Genomic DNA, 17,432 nt, shown 5'->3' with positions numbered 1-17,432 from the left:
GTTAGACTCTAGACGTTGGACGTTAGACGATAGAAAAAGAAATAAGTCTGAAGTCCTAAGTACGGAGTAAGAAGAATTTATCTCAATTTGGTAATAATCAGTTATTTTTGGCAAAAAATACAATAACCTGGTCCAATGTCCAACGTCTAACGTCTAGAGTCTAATTTGTCTATGCATAAAGAAACCCAAGCTATACATGCGACTAACCTGGTGGATGAAACCGCCGGGGCAATCGCGACGCCCATCTTTTTAACGACGACGTTTACGCGGGATGTGGATGGATCCTATCCAAAAGGGCATATGTATTCCCGGAATTCGAGTCCCAACCGCGATGCGCTGGAGAAGGGTCTTGCTGCCCTAGAGGGTGGTGCGGAAGCCTTTGCCTTTGCGTCTGGTTTGGCGGCGGTTTCAGCTGTTTTGCAATGTTTGAAATCGGGAGATCATGTACTTATGCCGGCCGTGGGCTATTATGCTTCGGTCAAATTAGCCGAAGAAATCATGGGGCCTTGGGGTTTGCAAATGACGCAGGTGAATATGGAAGATTTGTTGGCCGTGGAAGCTGCCATTCTACCCAATACCCAATTAATTTGGATCGAAACTCCAGCTAATCCGCTTTTAAGTTTAACCGATATTTCCGCCATTTGTGCATTGGCGCATGCCCGTGGCATTCGTGTGGCCGTTGACAATACCATTGCTACGCCTATCCTTCAAAATCCTATTTTATTCGGTGCCGACATTGTCATGCATGCCACCACGAAATATATTGGTGGGCATTCTGATATACTCGGAGGTGCGATTATTGTGCGGGAATCGGATGGGTGGTCGGCACGCTTAAAACGCGTCCAAATACTGATGGGTGCTACTCAAAATCCATTGGATTGTTACTTGTTGGCCCGTGGCCTAAAAACCCTTCCTCTTCGCATGCGCGAGCATTCCGCCTCTGCATTGGAACTAGCGACGCGTTTAGAAAAACACCCAGCGATTGAGCGGGTGCATTACCCGGGTTTGGCATCGCATCCGCAGCATGCTTTAGCTTTACGCCAAATGCCTCATGGTTTTTCAGGTATGATATCGATACAAATTAAAGGGGACGAGGCGAATGCACGCTTGGTGGCGGGGCGGTTGCGTTTGTTCCAACAAGCCACCAGCCTGGGCGGCGTGGAATCGTTGGTGGAGCATCGTCGGTCCATTGAGGGTCCTTCCAGTACAACCCCTGGAAATTTATTGCGGATATCGGTAGGCCTAGAACACGTGGATGACCTTTGGGCGGATTTTGAGCAGGCTTTATGAAACGAGTGTTAGATTTATCGGTCACGCTGGTGGCTCTGGTTATATTTGCGATTCCGATGATTTTGGTGGGTTTGGCGGTGCTGTTTTCTTCGCGTGGCCCAATTTTATATTGGTCGGATCGAGTAGGGCGCAATAACGTCGTTTTTGCTATGCCTAAGTTCCGCACCATGCGGGTGGATACCCCCGTGTTGCCTACCCATTTATTACAAGATGCCTCCTCCTATTTAACGCCTATCGGTTCTTTTTTGCGTAAAAGTAGTTTGGATGAGTTGCCGCAATTGTGGTGCATTTTGATCGGCGATATGTCTTTGGTGGGTCCTCGTCCGGCTTTACATAATCAACATGATTTATTGGACGCACGGACGGCGGCTGGAGTTCACGCTTTAGTTCCCGGTCTGACCGGTTGGGCCCAGGTAAACGGTCGGGACGAGGTGCCACTCGAAGTCAAGGTCGCGTATGATGTGGAATATTTGCAGCGGAAGTCTTTGCTACTGGATGTGAAGATTCTGTTTTTGACTTTGTGGAAAGTGGTGATGGTAAAGGATATCGCGCATTAGCGCGTGCGCGCACTTTCTTTTTTAATTCGTTTATAGATTATTTCGATACGAAGCTTACATTCGTATTTGTCCCTTTTGGGAGTTCCAATTTTGCCTATGTATCTGTCTTTCATTTGATTTCTTTTTTCAAATGTATGTCTAACTAACTGATAATGTTTGTGTTAGTCAAAATATGACTTGATTAATGGTTTGAGTAGGCGTACTTTTGAACACACTAAATATTGATTTATGAAAGCGACCATTGGCCCCCTTGTTGACAGATCAAAGATCATTTCCTCCTTAACAGAGGCGATCAGTCATTATGATCTGATTCATAAAGCCTGGATATTCGGTTCATTTGCGCGAGGTGATAATCACGCCATGAGCGATATTGACATCGTCGTTGAAGCTGATAGTCGCCTGTCACTCATGTCGCTCTTTGGCATACAAGAGCAACTCAGCTCTAAGCTTGGGCAAAAAATTGATATTGGGTTTATGAATACACTAAAACCAGAGATTTGGTTAAACATCGAACCTGATTTGATCGAAATATTCAACCGCTTTACAAGCCCTAACCACCATGAAAAAAACAAAAAACAAATCATTAGAAAGATTGAACCACTTGTTGAATTCCATCCTTGAAATTCAAACCATCATAAACGAAAAAGACGAAGCGTCAATAACCTCAAATTTGCTAACACAACATGCGATTTATTATAAGTTCATTGTCATTGGTGAAGCGATTATGCAAGTCGACAGCAAGATTTTAGATCGATATCCTTACCCATGGCATGAAGTAAAAGGCTTACGAAACTTCATTGCACATGAGTATCACAAAATATCTTTACCGCAAATAATTACAATCATTCGAGAAGACCTTCCTAAATTAGCCCTTCAATTAAACACAATCGTTGCCAACGAATTTGGCCCGCCACATTAACATGCTCCAAGCCAAAAAAATCTGGAAATTTGTCCCGGAACCTGATGCCACCGAAGTAGACCAATTAGCCCTCGAAATGTCCGTGACGAAAAATCGGCATTTCCTGAAACTACTTGTCTCCCGCGGTATCAAAAGCCTCGCACAAGCCAAAGATTTCATGGTTCCCAGCCTCGAAAAGCTCCACGATCCCTTCGCCATGCAAGACATGGACAAGGCCGTCGAACGACTTAGCCGGGCCCTCGAGGATGGTGAAAAAATATTGATATATGGCGATTACGATGTGGATGGAACCACTTCCTTAGCCTTAGTCTATGGATACCTCACAGAAGAATTAGGCGCGGAAGCAGATTACTACATTCCCGATCGCTACGCAGAAGGATACGGTGTTTCGCAGGCAGGGGTGCAGTACGCGGCCGACAATAACTACAGCCTGATTATATCGCTCGACTGCGGCATCAAAGCCCACGAACGGGTACGCTGGTGCAACGAACATGGCATCGATTTCATCGTCTGCGACCACCACTTACCCGAAGAAACCCTCCCCGAAGCCTATGCGGTTCTCGATCCCAAACGCAAGGATTGTCGGTACCCTTTCAAAGAACTCACCGGTTGCGGCGTCGGATTTAAACTCCTGCAAGCGTTCATTCAAGCGAATGACTTAGAACTTGATCCGTTGTATGCGCGCTTGGATTTATTGGCGGCTTCGATCGCGGCCGACATGGTTCCGATCACCGGTGAGAATCGGATTTTGGCTTACTTTGGCCTGCAACTTCTCGGCCAAAACCCAAGTCCCGGCCTAGGATATCTGCTTCAAAAAGCGAACAAAAAAGCACCCATCCAGATATCCGACATCGTTTTTTCCATCTCCCCAATCATCAATGCGGCCGGTCGGATGGACCACGCGCACGGGGCGGTGAAATTGCTCTTATCAAGCGATGCGACCGAAGCCGGGCAGATGGCGGAGGCGGTCATCCAACAAAACATCGAACGGCGAGCAGTGGAAAAAGACATTACCCAACACGCCCTAAGCATGTTTCAGGAAAATTCATTTCTGCAATCGGCCAAAAGTACCGTCCTCTTTCACCCCTCGTGGCATAAAGGTGTGGTAGGAATCGTAGCCAGTAAAATTCAAGATCATTACTTTCGGCCCACCATCATCTTAACCGAATCACACGGACAAGTTGTAGGATCAGCCCGCTCGGTGAAAGGCTTCGACATTCACGCGGCACTTGAACAATGCGTGGATTTATTGACGCAATTTGGTGGGCATACCCATGCCGCTGGCTTACATTTATTGCCTGAAAATCTGGAGGCATTTATCGCGCGATTTGAATCATTGGTACAAGCCGGAACGCCCGCTGGAGAAATTAAGGCTGAATTGCCGGTGGATTTAACCTTGCCTTTGGCAGATCTAAGCCTTTCGTTTTACGATAACCTACTCGTCCGACTTTCCCCCTACGGACCCGGCAATATGCTACCCAATTTTGTGAGCAACGCAATGCTCAGTCGGCCGCCCGTCATCATGAAAGAAGAGCACCTAAAATTATATGTAGGGGATTATGAAGCGGTGGGTTTTGGGATGCGCAAAGATTTCTACGAAGGTTTAGTGGATGCCTACGAAAAAGCCCAGCCGATTCAAATCGTTTACCATTTGGACATCAACGAGTTTATGGGACAGCGAAAATTACAACTGCGCTTGTTGGACTTGGGGATTTAAGCATCGAATAAAAACGAAAATCTGTATCTTTGTCGCTTATCGGTTGTCAAAAGCATGTCTAAAAAATTAATTGTCACCGGCTCCATGGGCCTCATAGGTTCTGAAGTTGCCGAGTATTTCTTAGAAAAAGGTTGGGAAGTTCATGGAATTGACAATAACCAACGCGCCATATTTTTTGGCTTACAAGGCGATAATTCGTCCAATAAAGACCGTTTAGCGAAATATGGGAGTGCATATAAACTGTACACCCACATCGACATTAGGGATCGTCAAGCGATTTTGGACATCATTCCACAAATTCAACCGGATGCCATTGTGCACACGGCTGCGCAGCCTAGTCACGATCGCGCCGCATCCATTCCATTCGAAGATTTTGACACCAACGCCGTAGGAACATTCAACCTACTCGAGTCACTTCGCCGGTACAGCACCAGCGTTCCTTTCGTGCATTTATCGACCAATAAAGTATACGGCGATGCCCCCAACAATATTAAAATGAAGGAGTTGGAGACGCGCTTTGATTACGATGATGCGGCCTACGAACATGGAATTGCAGAATCTTTTAGCATAGACCAATCCAAGCACTCGCTTTTTGGTGCATCCAAAGTATCCGCTGATATTTCCGTTCAGGAATATGGTCGGTATTTCAATATGCCCACGGCCTGTTTGCGCGGTGGTTGTTTGACCGGACCAAACCATGCCGGTGTGGAATTACACGGCTTTTTAAGTTATTTGATCAAGTGCAATATCGAGGAAAGGGAATACTCCGTTTTTGGCTATAAAGGAAAACAAGTACGTGACAATATCCACTCATATGACGTGGCGCGCTTCATCGAGGAATTCATTCAAGCCCCACGCGTGGCGGAGGTGTATAACATAGGTGGAGGAAAAGAAAATTCCGTATCGATTTTAGAGGCTTTTGACCTGATTGCGAAGATTTCAGGCAAGCCCATGAAGTATAAATATGTGGCTGAAAACCGCATTGGCGACCACATTTGTTATTACAGCGATTTGCGCAAAATGAAGGAACACTATCCAAATTGGGACATCACGAAATCCCTGGAGGATGTTTTCCATGACATTTATAACCGCTACATGGAGGTATGAAATTACTCATCACAGGGGGCTGCGGGTTCATAGGCTCAAATTTAGCGGTCCTTTTCAAGCAGCATTACGCCAAAGCTGAGGTGTTTTGTTTGGACAATTTATCCCGCCGAGGATCGGAGGTTAATTTGCGCAAAGTACTTGCCGCCGGAGCTACTTTCATTCATGGTGACGTACGAAATCGCAATGATTTTGACAGAGTTCCTAAGGTAGACATCGTCATCGATGCAGCTGCGGAACCATCCGTTTTGGCGGGCACCGTTCCGGGAGAATTAGAAAATTTGATGGATACCAATTTAAACGGAACCATCAATACGCTCTATTTTGCCAAAAAACACGACGCCGCGTTCATCTTTTTGTCCACCTCCCGCGTCTATCCCTACGATACGCTCGCGGAAGCACAATTAGTGGCCTCACCTAAACGCTTCAACTTATCTGACACCCAGTCACTCGCCGGACTTTCTTCGCGCGGGGTGGCAGAAGATTACCCGTTGGCAGGCCTTCGCTCCTTATACGGTGCAACCAAATTATCTTCGGAATATATCATTCAAGAATTTGCCCACAATTTTGGCATTCCGGCGGTGATTAATCGCTGCGGGGTGTTAAGTGGTCCGTACCAAATGGGAAAAATCGACCAAGGTGTGATCGTGCTTTGGATGGCCAAACATTTCTGGAAGGGACGTTTGGGATATATTGGGTATGGGGGTTTAGGCCAACAAGCCCGCGATGTGTTGCATGTACGGGATTTGTTCCGTTTGGTGCAATGGCAGATCGCAAACTTAGGCATCCAAAAAGGTCAAATATTTAATGTAGGTGGCGGTTTAGCCAACACAGTGTCATTAGCCGAATTGACTGATTTGTGTTCAGAAATTACGGGAAATACCATCGAAATGGGATCGTCGCTGGAGAATCGTCCGGGCGACTTACCGGTTTATATTACAGATAATACCAAAATTACCGAGTTTAGCGGTTGGCAACCGGAAATCTCCGTGCCCCAACTCCTAAGCGAAGTACATGAGTGGTTCATCGCGGATGAAGCGTCATTAAAACCGATTTTGGCCTGATGAAATTAAGCGTTGTTCTTCCTGCGTATAATGAGGAGGGTTCCATTGAGGAAACCTTACGTGCCTTATATGCCCAATTACACGCGGAGCAAATAGACCATGAAATCGTGGTCGTGAATGATAATTCGAAGGATAATACCTTAGGCTTATTGACGCAATTGCAGGCCGACATTCCGTCGTTGGCCGTACATACCAACCGCGGACCCAACGGATTTGGCTATGCGATTCGGTATGGCTTGGAGCGTTTTTCGGGTGACTGCGTGGCTGTGATGATGTCAGATTTATCAGACGACCCTGCGGATCTCGTTGCGTTTTACCGCAAGATGGTGGCGGATAATTTGGATTGCGTTTTTGGTTCGCGGTTTATTCGTGGAGGCGCAACATATGATTACCCTAAGCACAAGTATATTATCAACCGCTTGGCAAATACCCTGATTCGGTTGTTGGTGGGCATCCCCTACAACGACTCGACCAATGCCTTCAAAATGTATCGTAAACATACAATCGATGGGCTAAAACCCTTTTTGTCTGCCCATTTTAACCTAACCATCGAGTTGCCACTGAAGGCTATTACGCGAGGCTACTCATGGGCTGTTTTGCCAAATTCCTGGCGCAACCGCAAAGCGGGGGAATCCAACCTCAAAATAAAGGAAATGGGGTCCCGCTACTTATTTATCCTTTTGTACATCCTGATTGAGAAGTACTTATCGCGGAGCGATTACAAGAAAAAGAACAATTAAAAACGTATCATTTTGATTTTAAGGTTGAGTATGCTGGGATTTTCGAGGGGAAGTTTTGTATAAGTTGGCTGATAATCTTTACTTGCGTCGTTAACCAAAATATAAAACAAGATGAAAGTATTAACACACGTACCTGGAGCGGTATTAGCGTTCCTATTCCTTTTTGGGGGCATCAATTTCTTTTTCCCCATGACACCTATGCCAGTGATGACGGGAAATCCCGCGAAATTTATGGAGCTTTTTGGCGGCACTGGCTACATGACGACCATCAAAGTCCTTGAGGTTATCGGTGGTGTCTTGATCATCTTACCTGCTCATCGGGCAAAAGCGCTTTTGATTTTAGGCCCAATCGCTGTGAATATTCTGTTTTTTGATTTGTTTATCCAAGGCGCACCGGGGATCGGCGTTTTATTAGTGGCGCTTATGGGTGTACAGGCGTATATTGATAAGGCGAAGTTTCGGGTGTTGGTCTAAACCAAATCGCTGTGGGGGGCAGCTATGCCAATGCTGGAAGCTTTTGCATAGCGAAAAAACTACCCCAATAAATATTTCTTAAATCCTTCAAAATCCGTCCCCATGGGGATGGATTTTTTTTGCAGATGCAATAAGGCAGCTAGGCGTTCTGGGACATCCACGGTACAGCCAAGGGTCGATTCTACGGTTGGCAAAAATTTAGCATAATGAGCCGTGGCTAGAATAATGCCGTAGACATCATCGCCATATTCATCCATGTATTGCGACAGCCCATCATAGCCCACCGCGGTATGCGGACACATAATGTAACCGGTTCGTTCAAACACATCCAACATCGTTGCCTGCGTCTTTTCGTCCGAGGTGAAATATCCTTTCATGCGATCACGCACCGCTTTCCATTCATCCCCCGCCAAAATCTTCATCCGAATAAAGTTGGACGGCGCCCCCACATCCATCGCGTTCGATAAGGTCTCGACCGATGGCGAAGGAGCATAATTCCCTGTGGCCAAATAATCTGGCACCGGGTGATTTTCATTACACGCCGCAATGAAATCATGCACCGGCAAGCCCATGCGATAAGCCATCAAGCCCGCCGAAATATTCCCAAAATTCCCCGAAGGAACACAGAAGACAATTGGCTTAGTCACACCTTTACGGCGCGCCTCCGCGTAAGCCGCGAAATAATAAAAGGATTGTGGAATTAAACGAGCGATATTAATCGAATTCGCAGAAGCTAATTCAAATTTCGACCGGAGCTCGGCGTCCAAAAATGCCTGTTTTACGAGTCTTTGGCAGTCATCAAAGGTTCCGTCAATTTCCAAGGCGGTCACATTGCCGCCCAAGGTTGTCAATTGCTTTTCCTGAATATCAGACACCTTCCCACTCGGATATAAAATCGTCACCGAAATCCCCGGCGTATTGAAAAATCCCTGCGCCACCGCACCACCCGTATCACCCGAGGTCGCCACCAAAATGCGAATCTCACGCGCAGATTTCACTAAATAATGCGACATGATCGCCGCCATAAACCGCGCACCAAAATCCTTAAAGGCCATCGAAGGACCATGAAATAATTCAAGCACGCCCACATTCGGCTCCAAATCCACGACCGGCGCTTCGAAGGTCATCGAACGCGCAATAATTCCCTCAATCTCCGCGTCGGTCAACTCGTCTCCAAGCAAATGTTTGCACACCGCCACTGCAATTTGAGGCAAGGTCAAGGTATGAATCGTATCGAAAAAAGCGGCCGGCATTGGCGCAATCTCCTGCGGCATATACAAGCCATTATCAGGAGGAAGACCACGAAAAATCGCCTCCTCTAAACTTACATCCGGACTTTCGTGTTGCGTACTATATAGTTTCATCTATTGTCAATGCATCGTTTTTCAAGTATGGAAGGACATTGTAGCGGTCCATCTCCAAGCAAAATGCGATGTCTTTTTCTATTCCTAAGCCCAATAGGCGGTTGACATGTGAAGAGTTTTTCACGGCGGTCAACAAGTCATTGGAGGCTACATTATATTGTTTCCAGGCCATCAAGGCCGCATCATCCGCCACAGTGAAATCACCATGCAAGGCATCGATCACCGCTCCTGCGAATAAGGTATCTTCTAAATTCGGTTTCCCTTTCCAGCCCGCACAGACAATTAAGGCATCGCCATCCCATTTTCGTAGCGCATCAGTCACGCGTGAAATATTTAAAAATGCACCAACATAAACTTTCGAAGCTGCAACCGATCTGCGTAACGCGACCGTACCATTCGTCGTTGTCACACAGATTTTGGCACCTTTTACACGTTCGACCTGGTACGAGAAGGGCGAATTATCAAAATCAAATCCTTCCGGCGTAATCCCATTACGCTCCGCCGCGGTCAAATAACCTTGCTCGCCATACGACGCACACAAATCAACGTCCTCAACCGGTAAAATCTCTGCTGCTCCGTGCGCAAAAGCCGTCACCATGCAGGAAGTTGCCCGAAAAATATCCACCACAACCACCGCCTGACCACTCAGGTCATACAAATGGATCAAATCCGGCGATAAGCAGACGTCAATTTTCTTCATTATAAAAAAGGCATTTTCACGATAGATGCTTGTACCGCTTTGTCGCGAATCGAAATAAAAATGTCGGAATCTGAGTGGGCTGTTGACACATACCCCATCCCGATTCCCTTTGCGAGCGTCGGCGATTGCGTACCCGAAGTCACTTCTCCGATCACCTCACCCGCTGCGTTCAAGATAGGGTAATGTTGGCGTGGAATCCCACGATCAATCATTTCAAAACCCACTAATTTCTTCGAAGGGCCTGTCGCTTTAATCGCTGCGTGGTGATCCTTCATGATAAAATCTTTGTTGAACGACGTGATCCATCCTAATCCCGCCTCAATCGGCGAGGTAGTATCGTCAATGTCGTGTCCGTATAAACAATAGCCTTTTTCCGTGCGCAGGGTATCGCGTGCGCCTAGGCCCACAGGCAATATGCCTTCAGAAGCACCCGCCGCGAAAATCGCATTCCACATGGCTAACGCGTTTTCGTTTTTGACATATATTTCAAAACCACCCGCTCCTGTATAACCGGTATTCGAGATAATGACATCGTCAAAACCTGCCATTTGGCCTATTTTGAAGGTGTAGTAGGGCATCGAAACTAAATCAACGGAAGTCAATTGCTGTAAAACGCCCGCTGCTTTCGGTCCTTGAACGGCGAACAAACTGTAGTCGGCGCTCGCATTCACCATATTCACCCCAAACGTATTATGCGATGAAATCCAGTTCCAATCTTTCTCTATGTTCGACGCATTCACGACCAATAAATATTCGTTATCTCGAATTTTGTACACCAATAAATCATCTACGATGCCGCCCGTTGCATTTGGCAAACATGAATATTGCACCTTGCCGTCCACTAATTTAGAAGCATCATTTGACGTCACGTATTGAATTAGGTCGAGTGCTTTTTCACCGCTCAAGAAAAATTCACCCATGTGGCTCACGTCGAAAACTCCCACGTTATTTCGTACGCAGTGATGCTCTTCGATCAAATTCGTGTATAAAACAGGCATGTTAAATCCCGCAAAAGGCACCATTTTCGCGCCCAACGCCACATGCGTATCATTCAAATGTACTTGTAACAATTCCTCCATTATTCGCGGTATAAAACTTGTAAAAGGGTTTGGCCCACGGCTTTCAACGTGGATTTATCGATGTTCGCTAAATTATCTTGATGTGTGTGATGATATGGTCCAAAGTCGAATCCACCATTCACAGGTCGTAAATCAATGATGTCAATCATTTGAATTTTCGCCACTTCATTCACCGCCGTATGGTCGTCCGATATGCCAAAGGCATCCGCGTCCAAAAAGAATTCACCATAACCTAAGTCCGAGGCCGTCGACCAAATCGACCGAACCAGTCCGGGTGCATATTGCATAGACGTGCCTTCATGTGGGAATTTGGCCCCTTTGGCGCCTACCATATCCAACAAAATTCCGTAGTATGGACGGTAACCAGCAGGGATAATATTTGAAGCCCAATGTTGTGACCCTAATGCCCAGCTCGCCGGATTCCCAGCTGGAGAATCGTGCGGTTCACCATGATCCTCTAGATCGAAAAACACAAAATCAACACCTACATTCGGTTTGTTTTTTGTCTCGGCTAGCACGCGGGCAATTTCAATCATAACACCTACGCCAGACGCGCCGTCATTCGCCGCATCGATGGGTTCATCCTTGCGGACTTGATCTTTATCAGCCATGGTCCTCGAATCCCAATGCGCCGCAAGCAAAATACGTTTCGCCGCCGAAGGATTAAATGACGCAAAAATATTGGTCCCTTGAAGGGCTTTGCCATCATAGCGATTAGCCGAAAACTCTTGGGTTGTAACGGTTAAACCGTAGGATTTCATTTTGGTTACGAGCCAATTTCCACATGCTTTTTGAGCGGGCGAATTGGGAATGCGTGGCCCAAAAGCAACTTGTTTGGCAATAAATGCATACGCAGAATCTGCGGCAAAATCGGGTGTGGGAACTAAAGTAGCCGTGGAAACGGTTTCTTGGGAGCCTGTTTGGAGAGATTGGTATCCGTAATAACCACCGGTGAGTACGAAGATGACCAATAAAAATAACGCGATGCGGGAGCGATTCATCCGGCAAAGATACAAATAAGGATTTAAGATTTGAAACGCTGCCAAGGTTATGTACCTTGCGCTTTAACAGAAAAAAATTATGGGAATTAGCCCAAAGGAAGAAAAGTTCATCAACAATCTTCAGCAAGAAATATTGGATTATTTGGAATTGAACGATGACCGTTCGTTTTCCGTCAATCAATTACATAAGGCGTTCGCGATTCGCGATCGCAAGACCAAGGAAATTTATTCGGATGTTGTCGCGCGCTTGGTGCGTGAGGGTCGTTTGATCAAGCAGGCCGACGGTAACGTGCGCGTGGATACGGATTCGTTTGTGATCGAAGGTCGCGTGGATCATGTCAATGCGCGTTTTGCATTTATCGTCCGAGATGATGCCGAGAAGGATATTTGGGTTTCGACTCAAGATTTATACGATGCCAAAGACGGCGATCGTGTGCGCGTTCAAGCACGTAAATCATCAAATAAGAAGCAGGATCGCCCAGAAGGTGAAGTAGTGGAAATTTTAGAACGCCGTTCTGCGGAGCTCGTGGGTGTCCTTCAAGTGACGCCTGGCTATTCATTTTTGATCCCGGATTCTAAGAAAATTTACGAAGATATTTATGTCAATCGCTATGAAACGATGGGCGCCAATCACTTGGATAAAGTGATTGTAGAAGTGTTGCGCTGGGCCACCCCTGGCAAAAAAGCCGAAGGTCGGGTCGTCAACGTATTAGGTAAGGCGGGAGAAAATGAGACAGAAATGCACTCAATTTTAGCAGAGTACGGCTTGCCGTATGAATTTCCGGAGGCGGTAGAAGATGCGGCAGATGCGATTTCTGTAACGATTCCAAAAGATGAGATTAAGAAGCGTAAGGATTTACGTAAGATATTGACCTTTACCATTGACCCGATTGATGCTAAAGATTTCGATGATGCCATCAGTTATCAGGTGTTGAAAAATGGGAATACGGAGATTGGCGTGCACATTGCCGACGTATCTCATTATGTGAAGCCGGGGAGTATTTTGGATCAAGAGGCCTATAAGCGTGCGACATCCGTGTATTTAGTGGATCGCGTGGTACCGATGTTACCCGAGAAATTATCGAATGGTTTATGTTCATTACGGCCAAACGAGGACAAATTAACCTTCTCCGCCATTTTCGAATTCAATGAAAAAGGGGCGGTTGTGAAGGAGTGGTTCGGTCGGACCGTCATCCATTCGGATCGTAGGTTTGCGTACGAACAAGCCCAAGAATTAATTGAACATACGGGCGAGGTGACCGACTCGTTTGAGCCCATTATCAAACAATTAAATCAGTTTGCACATATCTTACGCGAGGCGCGATTTAAAACGGGCTCGGTGAATTTTGAAACGGCGGAGGTTCGGTTTGAATTGGACGATGCTGGTAAACCAATCGCCGTGCACCCTCGAATTCGAAAAGATGCGCATAAATTGATTGAAGAATTTATGCTTTTGGCGAATAAAAAAGTCGCCACGTTTGTCCATGAGATGCGCCAAATAGACCCTCGAAATACGATGGTGTATCGGGTGCATGAGGCGCCAGATCCGGAGAAATTGCGAGTATTCTCGACCTTTGCGAAGAAATTTGGGTATCAAGTGACGACGGAGCCGAAGCAGGTGAGTCATTCATTTAATGCCTTGATGGAAGCGATAGAGGGTAAAGGTGAGGAGCATGTGTTGCAGAGTTTGGCAGTGCGGACGATGTCCAAAGCACGTTACAGTACAGATGCAGTTGGGCACTTTGGCCTGGCGTTTCCGTTTTATTCACACTTCACGAGTCCGATTCGTCGGTACCCGGATGTGATGACGCATCGTTTGTTGCAGCATTATTTGGATGGTGGTGAGTCGCCACAGCGTACGCCGTTGGAAATTCAGTGCAAGCACAGCTCGGATCGCGAGAAATTAGCGGCGGAAGCGGAACGTGCGTCAATCAAATACAAGCAGGTTGAATTTATGAGTTTGCATGAGCCACAAGTATTTGATGGCATCATTACGGGTGTGACGGAATTTGGTTTATTTGTGGAGATTGGGGATACCTCGTGTGAAGGATTAGTTCGCATGGTGGATTTGAATGATGATTTTTACGATTTAGATAAAGAGAATTACCGGATCGTTGGCAAGTCAAATGGCCGCGTATTCACGTTCGGCGACAAGGTCAAAGTGAAAGTTCGCAGTACGAATTTGGCGAAGCGGACGATTGATTTGGAGATGATCGGGATGCGGAATTCGAATGGCTATGCGAATAATCGCGAACGCAGACGCGATATGCCGCGCGGCAGCGCGCGGAGTTCGAAGGTGATTCCGAGAGGGAAAAGGAGGAGGTAGGGAGCAGTGGTCAGTAATCAGTGGTCAGTAGCTAGTCCGGAGTGAGAGGAAATTTATAGCCCCATGCTTTAGCGTGGGGTTTTCTTTTAGTCCGAAGAAAAATAGGTAGTATCCTCTGTCTAATTTGCCTCCGGACTCATTGCCTCCGGACTTCGGACTTTTTTCCTTCGGACTCCGGACTTATTGACTTCGGACTTTTTTTTACCTTTGCTACATGAAATACTTCCTCCTACTCTTGTTGGCCTCTTTCATTTCGCTAACATCCCAGGCTCAATTTCGAATTAAAGTCACGGCAAAAAATACGGCCGACTCGATCGTCTATGTGCGCACAAGCGTTTACGACGATCAAAATTACGTGCCCAAAGACACCATCTCCCTAAGAAAATCAGGTTGGAAAGTCAGCAAAAAAGCCATCATCGGGGGCATTGGTTTTCTTTATTTCCCCAAAACAAAAGCAAAAATTTGGATCTGTTTAGACAACAACGATTCGCTGTCGGTGAGTCTTTCAGGCCCCGATTATCTAGCGTCGATTCAGACGAAAGACAAGAAAAATAAGTTGTTTTTTGAGTACCAACGGATGGAGAAATCATTGGCATTTATCGATACCTTATACAAAAAGGAACAGGCGAACGGAAGGAAATTCTCCTATTCGGAACGCGCCGCATTTTTCAAAATGAAGTCGGACAGCCTGACCAAATTCCGCACCCAGGCATTAAAACGCTTGAAGCCAACGGACGCTTTGGCGATTCATTTTAAATCCTTGAACACATTAGACCGCTCTATTCCGGATCGAAAAAATTATGCCAAACGTGCGGCATTCCTACAAGAAATCCCATTCAACAACCCTAAATATCTGTTTACGCCTAATTTTAAAGCGACGCTCACGGAGTACATGAGCTATTATCCCTTACAGGCGGACTCGATGCAGGTGGGTATGGATTTGGTATTGGGAAAATTTAACTGCGATGCGAAGGCCTATCCGTATGCGTTTGATTTCTTCGCCCGATTAATGAAAAATCGGAATATCCAGAACAATACGGAGGGCTATGTGTACTTTTTAACGCGTTATGTCAAACAGTCTGGCTGTAAATTCTTACCTGAAAAACGCAAAATGGAATTTCTGCAGGAACTAGATGGTTTGAGTGGTTTACCGCTAAACCAGTTGAGCCCCGCGTTAAATTTGGCGGACACCACGGGTAAGTCGGTGGATTTACACAGCTTTGCCAAAGACTACGACTACACGCTTTTGGTATTTTACGCACCTACCTGTGAACATTGCCAAAAGGAGGTACCCGAGGTTGAAAAAGTGCTCAAAATGACTGAATCAGTGCTTCAATTGAAGATTGGTCGCTATGCGATTTGTAATGAGCCTGGTGTTCCTGATGCCACTTGGAAAGAATTCATTGCCAAATACAACCTCAAAGAAAACTACGCACACGTGACCATGCCTGGCATCACGAAGGAGCGCTTAATCTACGATGCGCTCTCCAATCCTGTTTTTTACTTATTGGACAAGCAAGGAAATATCGTCGGGAAAAAAATGGGCGCGGTGACAATTCGGAAGTTTTTTGGGGCAAAGCAGAGGAAATAGTCCGGAGGAAAATAGTCCGAAGTCCTGAGGGCAATATGAAGCATCCATTGACAAATTAACGTCTAGTGGAAAAAATCCTCCGGACTTCGGACTATTTTCCCTCGGACTAACGTCTAAAGTCCAACGTCTTTTGTTTCCCTACTCGCCTCCAATAAATCATACCAATCCTCATGCTCAAGCGTGATTTGGAATGAATTCACAATATTGCGAATGCGGTTTTCTTCTAAGGTTCCAATAAGCGGTAAGGCGCCTAATTTCACCAACCACGCGACCGCGATTGATTCGATATTGGCATCATATTTCGCGGCAATTTCATTGAGTTTTTTACGCAATTTCAACGCACGCTCGTCGGTGCCATGCTCAATCCGTCCCCCCGCTAAAGGCGAAGTCGCCAAGGGTCGCATGTATTTTTGTTTGATGTAATCAAGTGCACCATTATCCAGCGTAGTGGTATTCAGCAAGTTCAAATCGATGTGACTGGAAACGATCGGAATGTTCAAATAAGAAACCAATAACTGATGCTGGTGTACGGAGAAATCCGAAACCCCGATGTTTTTCACTTTACCTGCCGACTTCAATTTTTCCAAGGCATGTGCGGTAGCTTCCAGGTCAGAAAGTGGGTCTAATTGGTCCAATAAAAACACATCTAGGTAATCAGTTTGCAAGTTGCGCAATGAATTTTCGACCGATTTCGTAATGTGTTCCGCGGAGGTATTTACGTGATTCACCCGAAATTGGGGCATTGGATTAACGCCACATTTAGAGAAAAGAACGATATCCTGACGCTTAAATGATTGCTTCGCAAGCACCTCGCCAAAACGCTTTTCACACGTATAATCTCCGTATCGATCCGCATGATCGAAGGTATTTATGCCCAATTCAAGACACAAATTGACAATCTGCTCCATATTACCCTGATCAGAAGTCCAGCGCCAAAACCCATACATAGCTGGTGAAACTTTAGGACCGGCATCACTTAAATAGACCTTGTTCATGCGAGAATAACTTGAGAGGCGGCTAATAAATCATCGACCAAATGGGTCGCATTAGTTTCTGTTGACGGTGGCGCAATACGAATCGTACGCAATCCAGCACGCGTTCCAGCGGTAATATCACGTTCGTGATCGCCCACCATCCAGGAGGCGTCTAGGTCAACTTTATATTTGGCCGCAGCCTTTTCGATCATCAATGAGCCTGGCTTTCTAGTCAATGAATGACTATCAAATTTTTCATGGTATGGGCAGAAATAGATGTCATCTAATGCCACTCCCGTACCATCCTGAATCGCCTGATGAATCATCATGACATCTTCCCGCCGGTAAATGCCTTTGGCAATGCCGCTTTGATTGGTAATTATCACCAACAAATAACCCGCTGATTTCAAAGCTTTAAGCGCCTCGCCTACCCCGGGCGGGATAATAAAATCCTCCATGCGGTAGACGTAATCGACACGGTCGACGTTCAAGACGCCGTCCCGGTCTAAAAAAATACACTTTTGCTTCATTA

17 protein-coding genes are annotated in these 17,432 nt (G+C 46.2%); 11 read left to right on the top strand and 6 right to left on the bottom strand.

Translation table 11 applies throughout. The features are described 5' to 3' along the window. The first annotated feature begins 171 nt into the window (after positions 1 to 171). The 9 genes from AC1W6K_RS02670 to AC1W6K_RS02630 all read left to right on the top strand — a co-directional run bounded on the left by AC1W6K_RS02670 (position 172) and on the right by AC1W6K_RS02630 (position 7,865). Positions 172 to 1,290, top strand: a complete 1,119-nt coding sequence (locus AC1W6K_RS02670; RefSeq protein WP_481946341.1) for a trans-sulfuration enzyme family protein — start codon at positions 172 to 174, stop codon at positions 1,288 to 1,290. Then, positions 1,287 to 1,847 (top strand): sugar transferase, encoded by a 561-nt coding sequence (locus AC1W6K_RS02665; protein WP_481946340.1) that lies wholly within the window; start codon positions 1,287 to 1,289, stop codon positions 1,845 to 1,847. The genes AC1W6K_RS02670 and AC1W6K_RS02665 overlap by 4 nt, the downstream gene beginning before the upstream one ends. Positions 1,848 to 2,075: 228 nt before the next feature. Then, a complete protein-coding gene (locus tag AC1W6K_RS02660; RefSeq protein WP_481946339.1) occupies positions 2,076 to 2,468 on the top strand; it encodes a nucleotidyltransferase family protein in 393 nt (130 codons plus the stop codon). Further along, a complete protein-coding gene (locus AC1W6K_RS02655) occupies positions 2,449 to 2,766 on the top strand; it encodes a HepT-like ribonuclease domain-containing protein (protein WP_481946338.1) in 318 nt (105 codons plus the stop codon). Before AC1W6K_RS02660 ends, AC1W6K_RS02655 begins: the two co-directional genes overlap by 20 nt. Position 2,767: 1 nt before the next feature. Then, entirely contained in the window at positions 2,768 to 4,483 is a 1,716-nt protein-coding gene (recJ, locus tag AC1W6K_RS02650) for a single-stranded-DNA-specific exonuclease RecJ (RefSeq protein WP_481946337.1), read from the top strand. 54 nt (positions 4,484 to 4,537) lie between these two features. Next, the gene (locus AC1W6K_RS02645; RefSeq protein WP_481946336.1) at positions 4,538 to 5,590 is read left to right on the top strand and encodes an NAD-dependent epimerase/dehydratase family protein; all 1,053 of its coding nucleotides are present in this window, start codon (positions 4,538 to 4,540) and stop codon (positions 5,588 to 5,590) included. Further along, positions 5,587 to 6,651, top strand: a complete 1,065-nt coding sequence (locus AC1W6K_RS02640) for an NAD-dependent epimerase/dehydratase family protein (protein ID WP_481946335.1) — start codon at positions 5,587 to 5,589, stop codon at positions 6,649 to 6,651. Before AC1W6K_RS02645 ends, AC1W6K_RS02640 begins: the two co-directional genes overlap by 4 nt. Beyond that, positions 6,651 to 7,391, top strand: coding sequence for a glycosyltransferase family 2 protein (locus AC1W6K_RS02635; protein ID WP_481946334.1), 741 nt, complete (start codon positions 6,651 to 6,653; stop codon positions 7,389 to 7,391). The genes AC1W6K_RS02640 and AC1W6K_RS02635 overlap by 1 nt, the downstream gene beginning before the upstream one ends. 111 nt (positions 7,392 to 7,502) lie before the next feature. Next, complete coding sequence (locus tag AC1W6K_RS02630; protein ID WP_481946333.1) at positions 7,503 to 7,865, top strand: hypothetical protein; 363 nt, start codon at positions 7,503 to 7,505, stop codon at positions 7,863 to 7,865. Positions 7,866 to 7,924: 59 nt separating this feature from the next. Here the strand turns inward: AC1W6K_RS02630 and thrC are convergent, their stop codons facing one another. Genes thrC through AC1W6K_RS02610 form a run of 4 tightly spaced genes read right to left on the bottom strand, consistent with a single transcriptional unit; the run spans position 7,925 to position 12,009 of the window. Next, entirely contained in the window at positions 7,925 to 9,229 is a 1,305-nt protein-coding gene (gene thrC, locus AC1W6K_RS02625; RefSeq protein ID WP_481946332.1) for a threonine synthase, read from the bottom strand. Next, complete coding sequence (locus AC1W6K_RS02620; RefSeq protein ID WP_481946331.1) at positions 9,216 to 9,929, bottom strand: 2-phosphosulfolactate phosphatase; 714 nt, start codon at positions 9,927 to 9,929, stop codon at positions 9,216 to 9,218. The genes thrC and AC1W6K_RS02620 overlap by 14 nt, the downstream gene beginning before the upstream one ends. Beyond that, positions 9,929 to 11,008 carry a glycine cleavage system aminomethyltransferase GcvT gene (gene gcvT, locus AC1W6K_RS02615; protein ID WP_481946330.1) on the bottom strand — a complete coding sequence of 360 codons (1,080 nt, stop codon included), beginning with the start codon at positions 11,006 to 11,008 and terminating at the stop codon, positions 9,929 to 9,931. Before gcvT ends, AC1W6K_RS02620 begins: the two co-directional genes overlap by 1 nt. Next, on the bottom strand, positions 11,008 to 12,009 hold the full coding sequence (locus tag AC1W6K_RS02610; protein ID WP_481946329.1) for a M28 family peptidase: 1,002 nt from the start codon (positions 12,007 to 12,009) through the stop codon (positions 11,008 to 11,010). Before AC1W6K_RS02610 ends, gcvT begins: the two co-directional genes overlap by 1 nt. A gap of 79 nt (positions 12,010 to 12,088) precedes the next feature. Here AC1W6K_RS02610 and rnr point away from each other — a divergent pair, with 79 nt between their 5' ends. Further along, on the top strand, positions 12,089 to 14,335 hold the full coding sequence (gene rnr, locus AC1W6K_RS02605; protein WP_481946328.1) for a ribonuclease R: 2,247 nt from the start codon (positions 12,089 to 12,091) through the stop codon (positions 14,333 to 14,335). Positions 14,336 to 14,549: 214 nt separating this feature from the next. Beyond that, on the top strand, positions 14,550 to 15,926 hold the full coding sequence (locus tag AC1W6K_RS02600) for a peroxiredoxin family protein (RefSeq protein ID WP_481946327.1): 1,377 nt from the start codon (positions 14,550 to 14,552) through the stop codon (positions 15,924 to 15,926). 113 nt (positions 15,927 to 16,039) lie between these two features. Here the strand turns inward: AC1W6K_RS02600 and AC1W6K_RS02595 are convergent, their stop codons facing one another. Continuing rightward, positions 16,040 to 16,921, bottom strand: a complete 882-nt coding sequence (locus tag AC1W6K_RS02595) for an aldo/keto reductase (RefSeq protein ID WP_481946326.1) — start codon at positions 16,919 to 16,921, stop codon at positions 16,040 to 16,042. Further along, the gene (locus AC1W6K_RS02590; protein WP_481946325.1) at positions 16,918 to 17,430 is read right to left on the bottom strand and encodes a D-glycero-alpha-D-manno-heptose-1,7-bisphosphate 7-phosphatase; all 513 of its coding nucleotides are present in this window, start codon (positions 17,428 to 17,430) and stop codon (positions 16,918 to 16,920) included. Before AC1W6K_RS02590 ends, AC1W6K_RS02595 begins: the two co-directional genes overlap by 4 nt. Positions 17,431 to 17,432: the final 2 nt, after the last annotated feature.

It is taken from the genome of Aquirufa sp., from assembly GCF_964796385.1.
This window is presented reverse-complemented; position numbering and strand designations above follow the sequence as displayed.

Coding starts and splice junctions, on each gene's coding strand:
- AC1W6K_RS02660 (WP_481946339.1), top strand. CDS start 2,076: ATGAAAGCGACCATTGGCCCCCTTGTTGACAGATCAAAGATCATTTCC.
- rnr (WP_481946328.1), top strand. CDS start 12,089: ATGGGAATTAGCCCAAAGGAAGAAAAGTTCATCAACAATCTTCAGCAA.
- AC1W6K_RS02670 (WP_481946341.1), top strand. CDS start 172: ATGCATAAAGAAACCCAAGCTATACATGCGACTAACCTGGTGGATGAA.
- AC1W6K_RS02640 (WP_481946335.1), top strand. CDS start 5,587: ATGAAATTACTCATCACAGGGGGCTGCGGGTTCATAGGCTCAAATTTA.
- AC1W6K_RS02645 (WP_481946336.1), top strand. CDS start 4,538: ATGTCTAAAAAATTAATTGTCACCGGCTCCATGGGCCTCATAGGTTCT.
- AC1W6K_RS02620 (WP_481946331.1), bottom strand. CDS start 9,929: ATGAAGAAAATTGACGTCTGCTTATCGCCGGATTTGATCCATTTGTAT.
- thrC (WP_481946332.1), bottom strand. CDS start 9,229: ATGAAACTATATAGTACGCAACACGAAAGTCCGGATGTAAGTTTAGAG.
- AC1W6K_RS02590 (WP_481946325.1), bottom strand. CDS start 17,430: ATGAAGCAAAAGTGTATTTTTTTAGACCGGGACGGCGTCTTGAACGTC.
- AC1W6K_RS02635 (WP_481946334.1), top strand. CDS start 6,651: ATGAAATTAAGCGTTGTTCTTCCTGCGTATAATGAGGAGGGTTCCATT.
- AC1W6K_RS02595 (WP_481946326.1), bottom strand. CDS start 16,921: ATGAACAAGGTCTATTTAAGTGATGCCGGTCCTAAAGTTTCACCAGCT.
- AC1W6K_RS02665 (WP_481946340.1), top strand. CDS start 1,287: ATGAAACGAGTGTTAGATTTATCGGTCACGCTGGTGGCTCTGGTTATA.
- AC1W6K_RS02600 (WP_481946327.1), top strand. CDS start 14,550: ATGAAATACTTCCTCCTACTCTTGTTGGCCTCTTTCATTTCGCTAACA.
- recJ (WP_481946337.1), top strand. CDS start 2,768: ATGCTCCAAGCCAAAAAAATCTGGAAATTTGTCCCGGAACCTGATGCC.
- AC1W6K_RS02610 (WP_481946329.1), bottom strand. CDS start 12,009: ATGAATCGCTCCCGCATCGCGTTATTTTTATTGGTCATCTTCGTACTC.
- gcvT (WP_481946330.1), bottom strand. CDS start 11,008: ATGGAGGAATTGTTACAAGTACATTTGAATGATACGCATGTGGCGTTG.
- AC1W6K_RS02630 (WP_481946333.1), top strand. CDS start 7,503: ATGAAAGTATTAACACACGTACCTGGAGCGGTATTAGCGTTCCTATTC.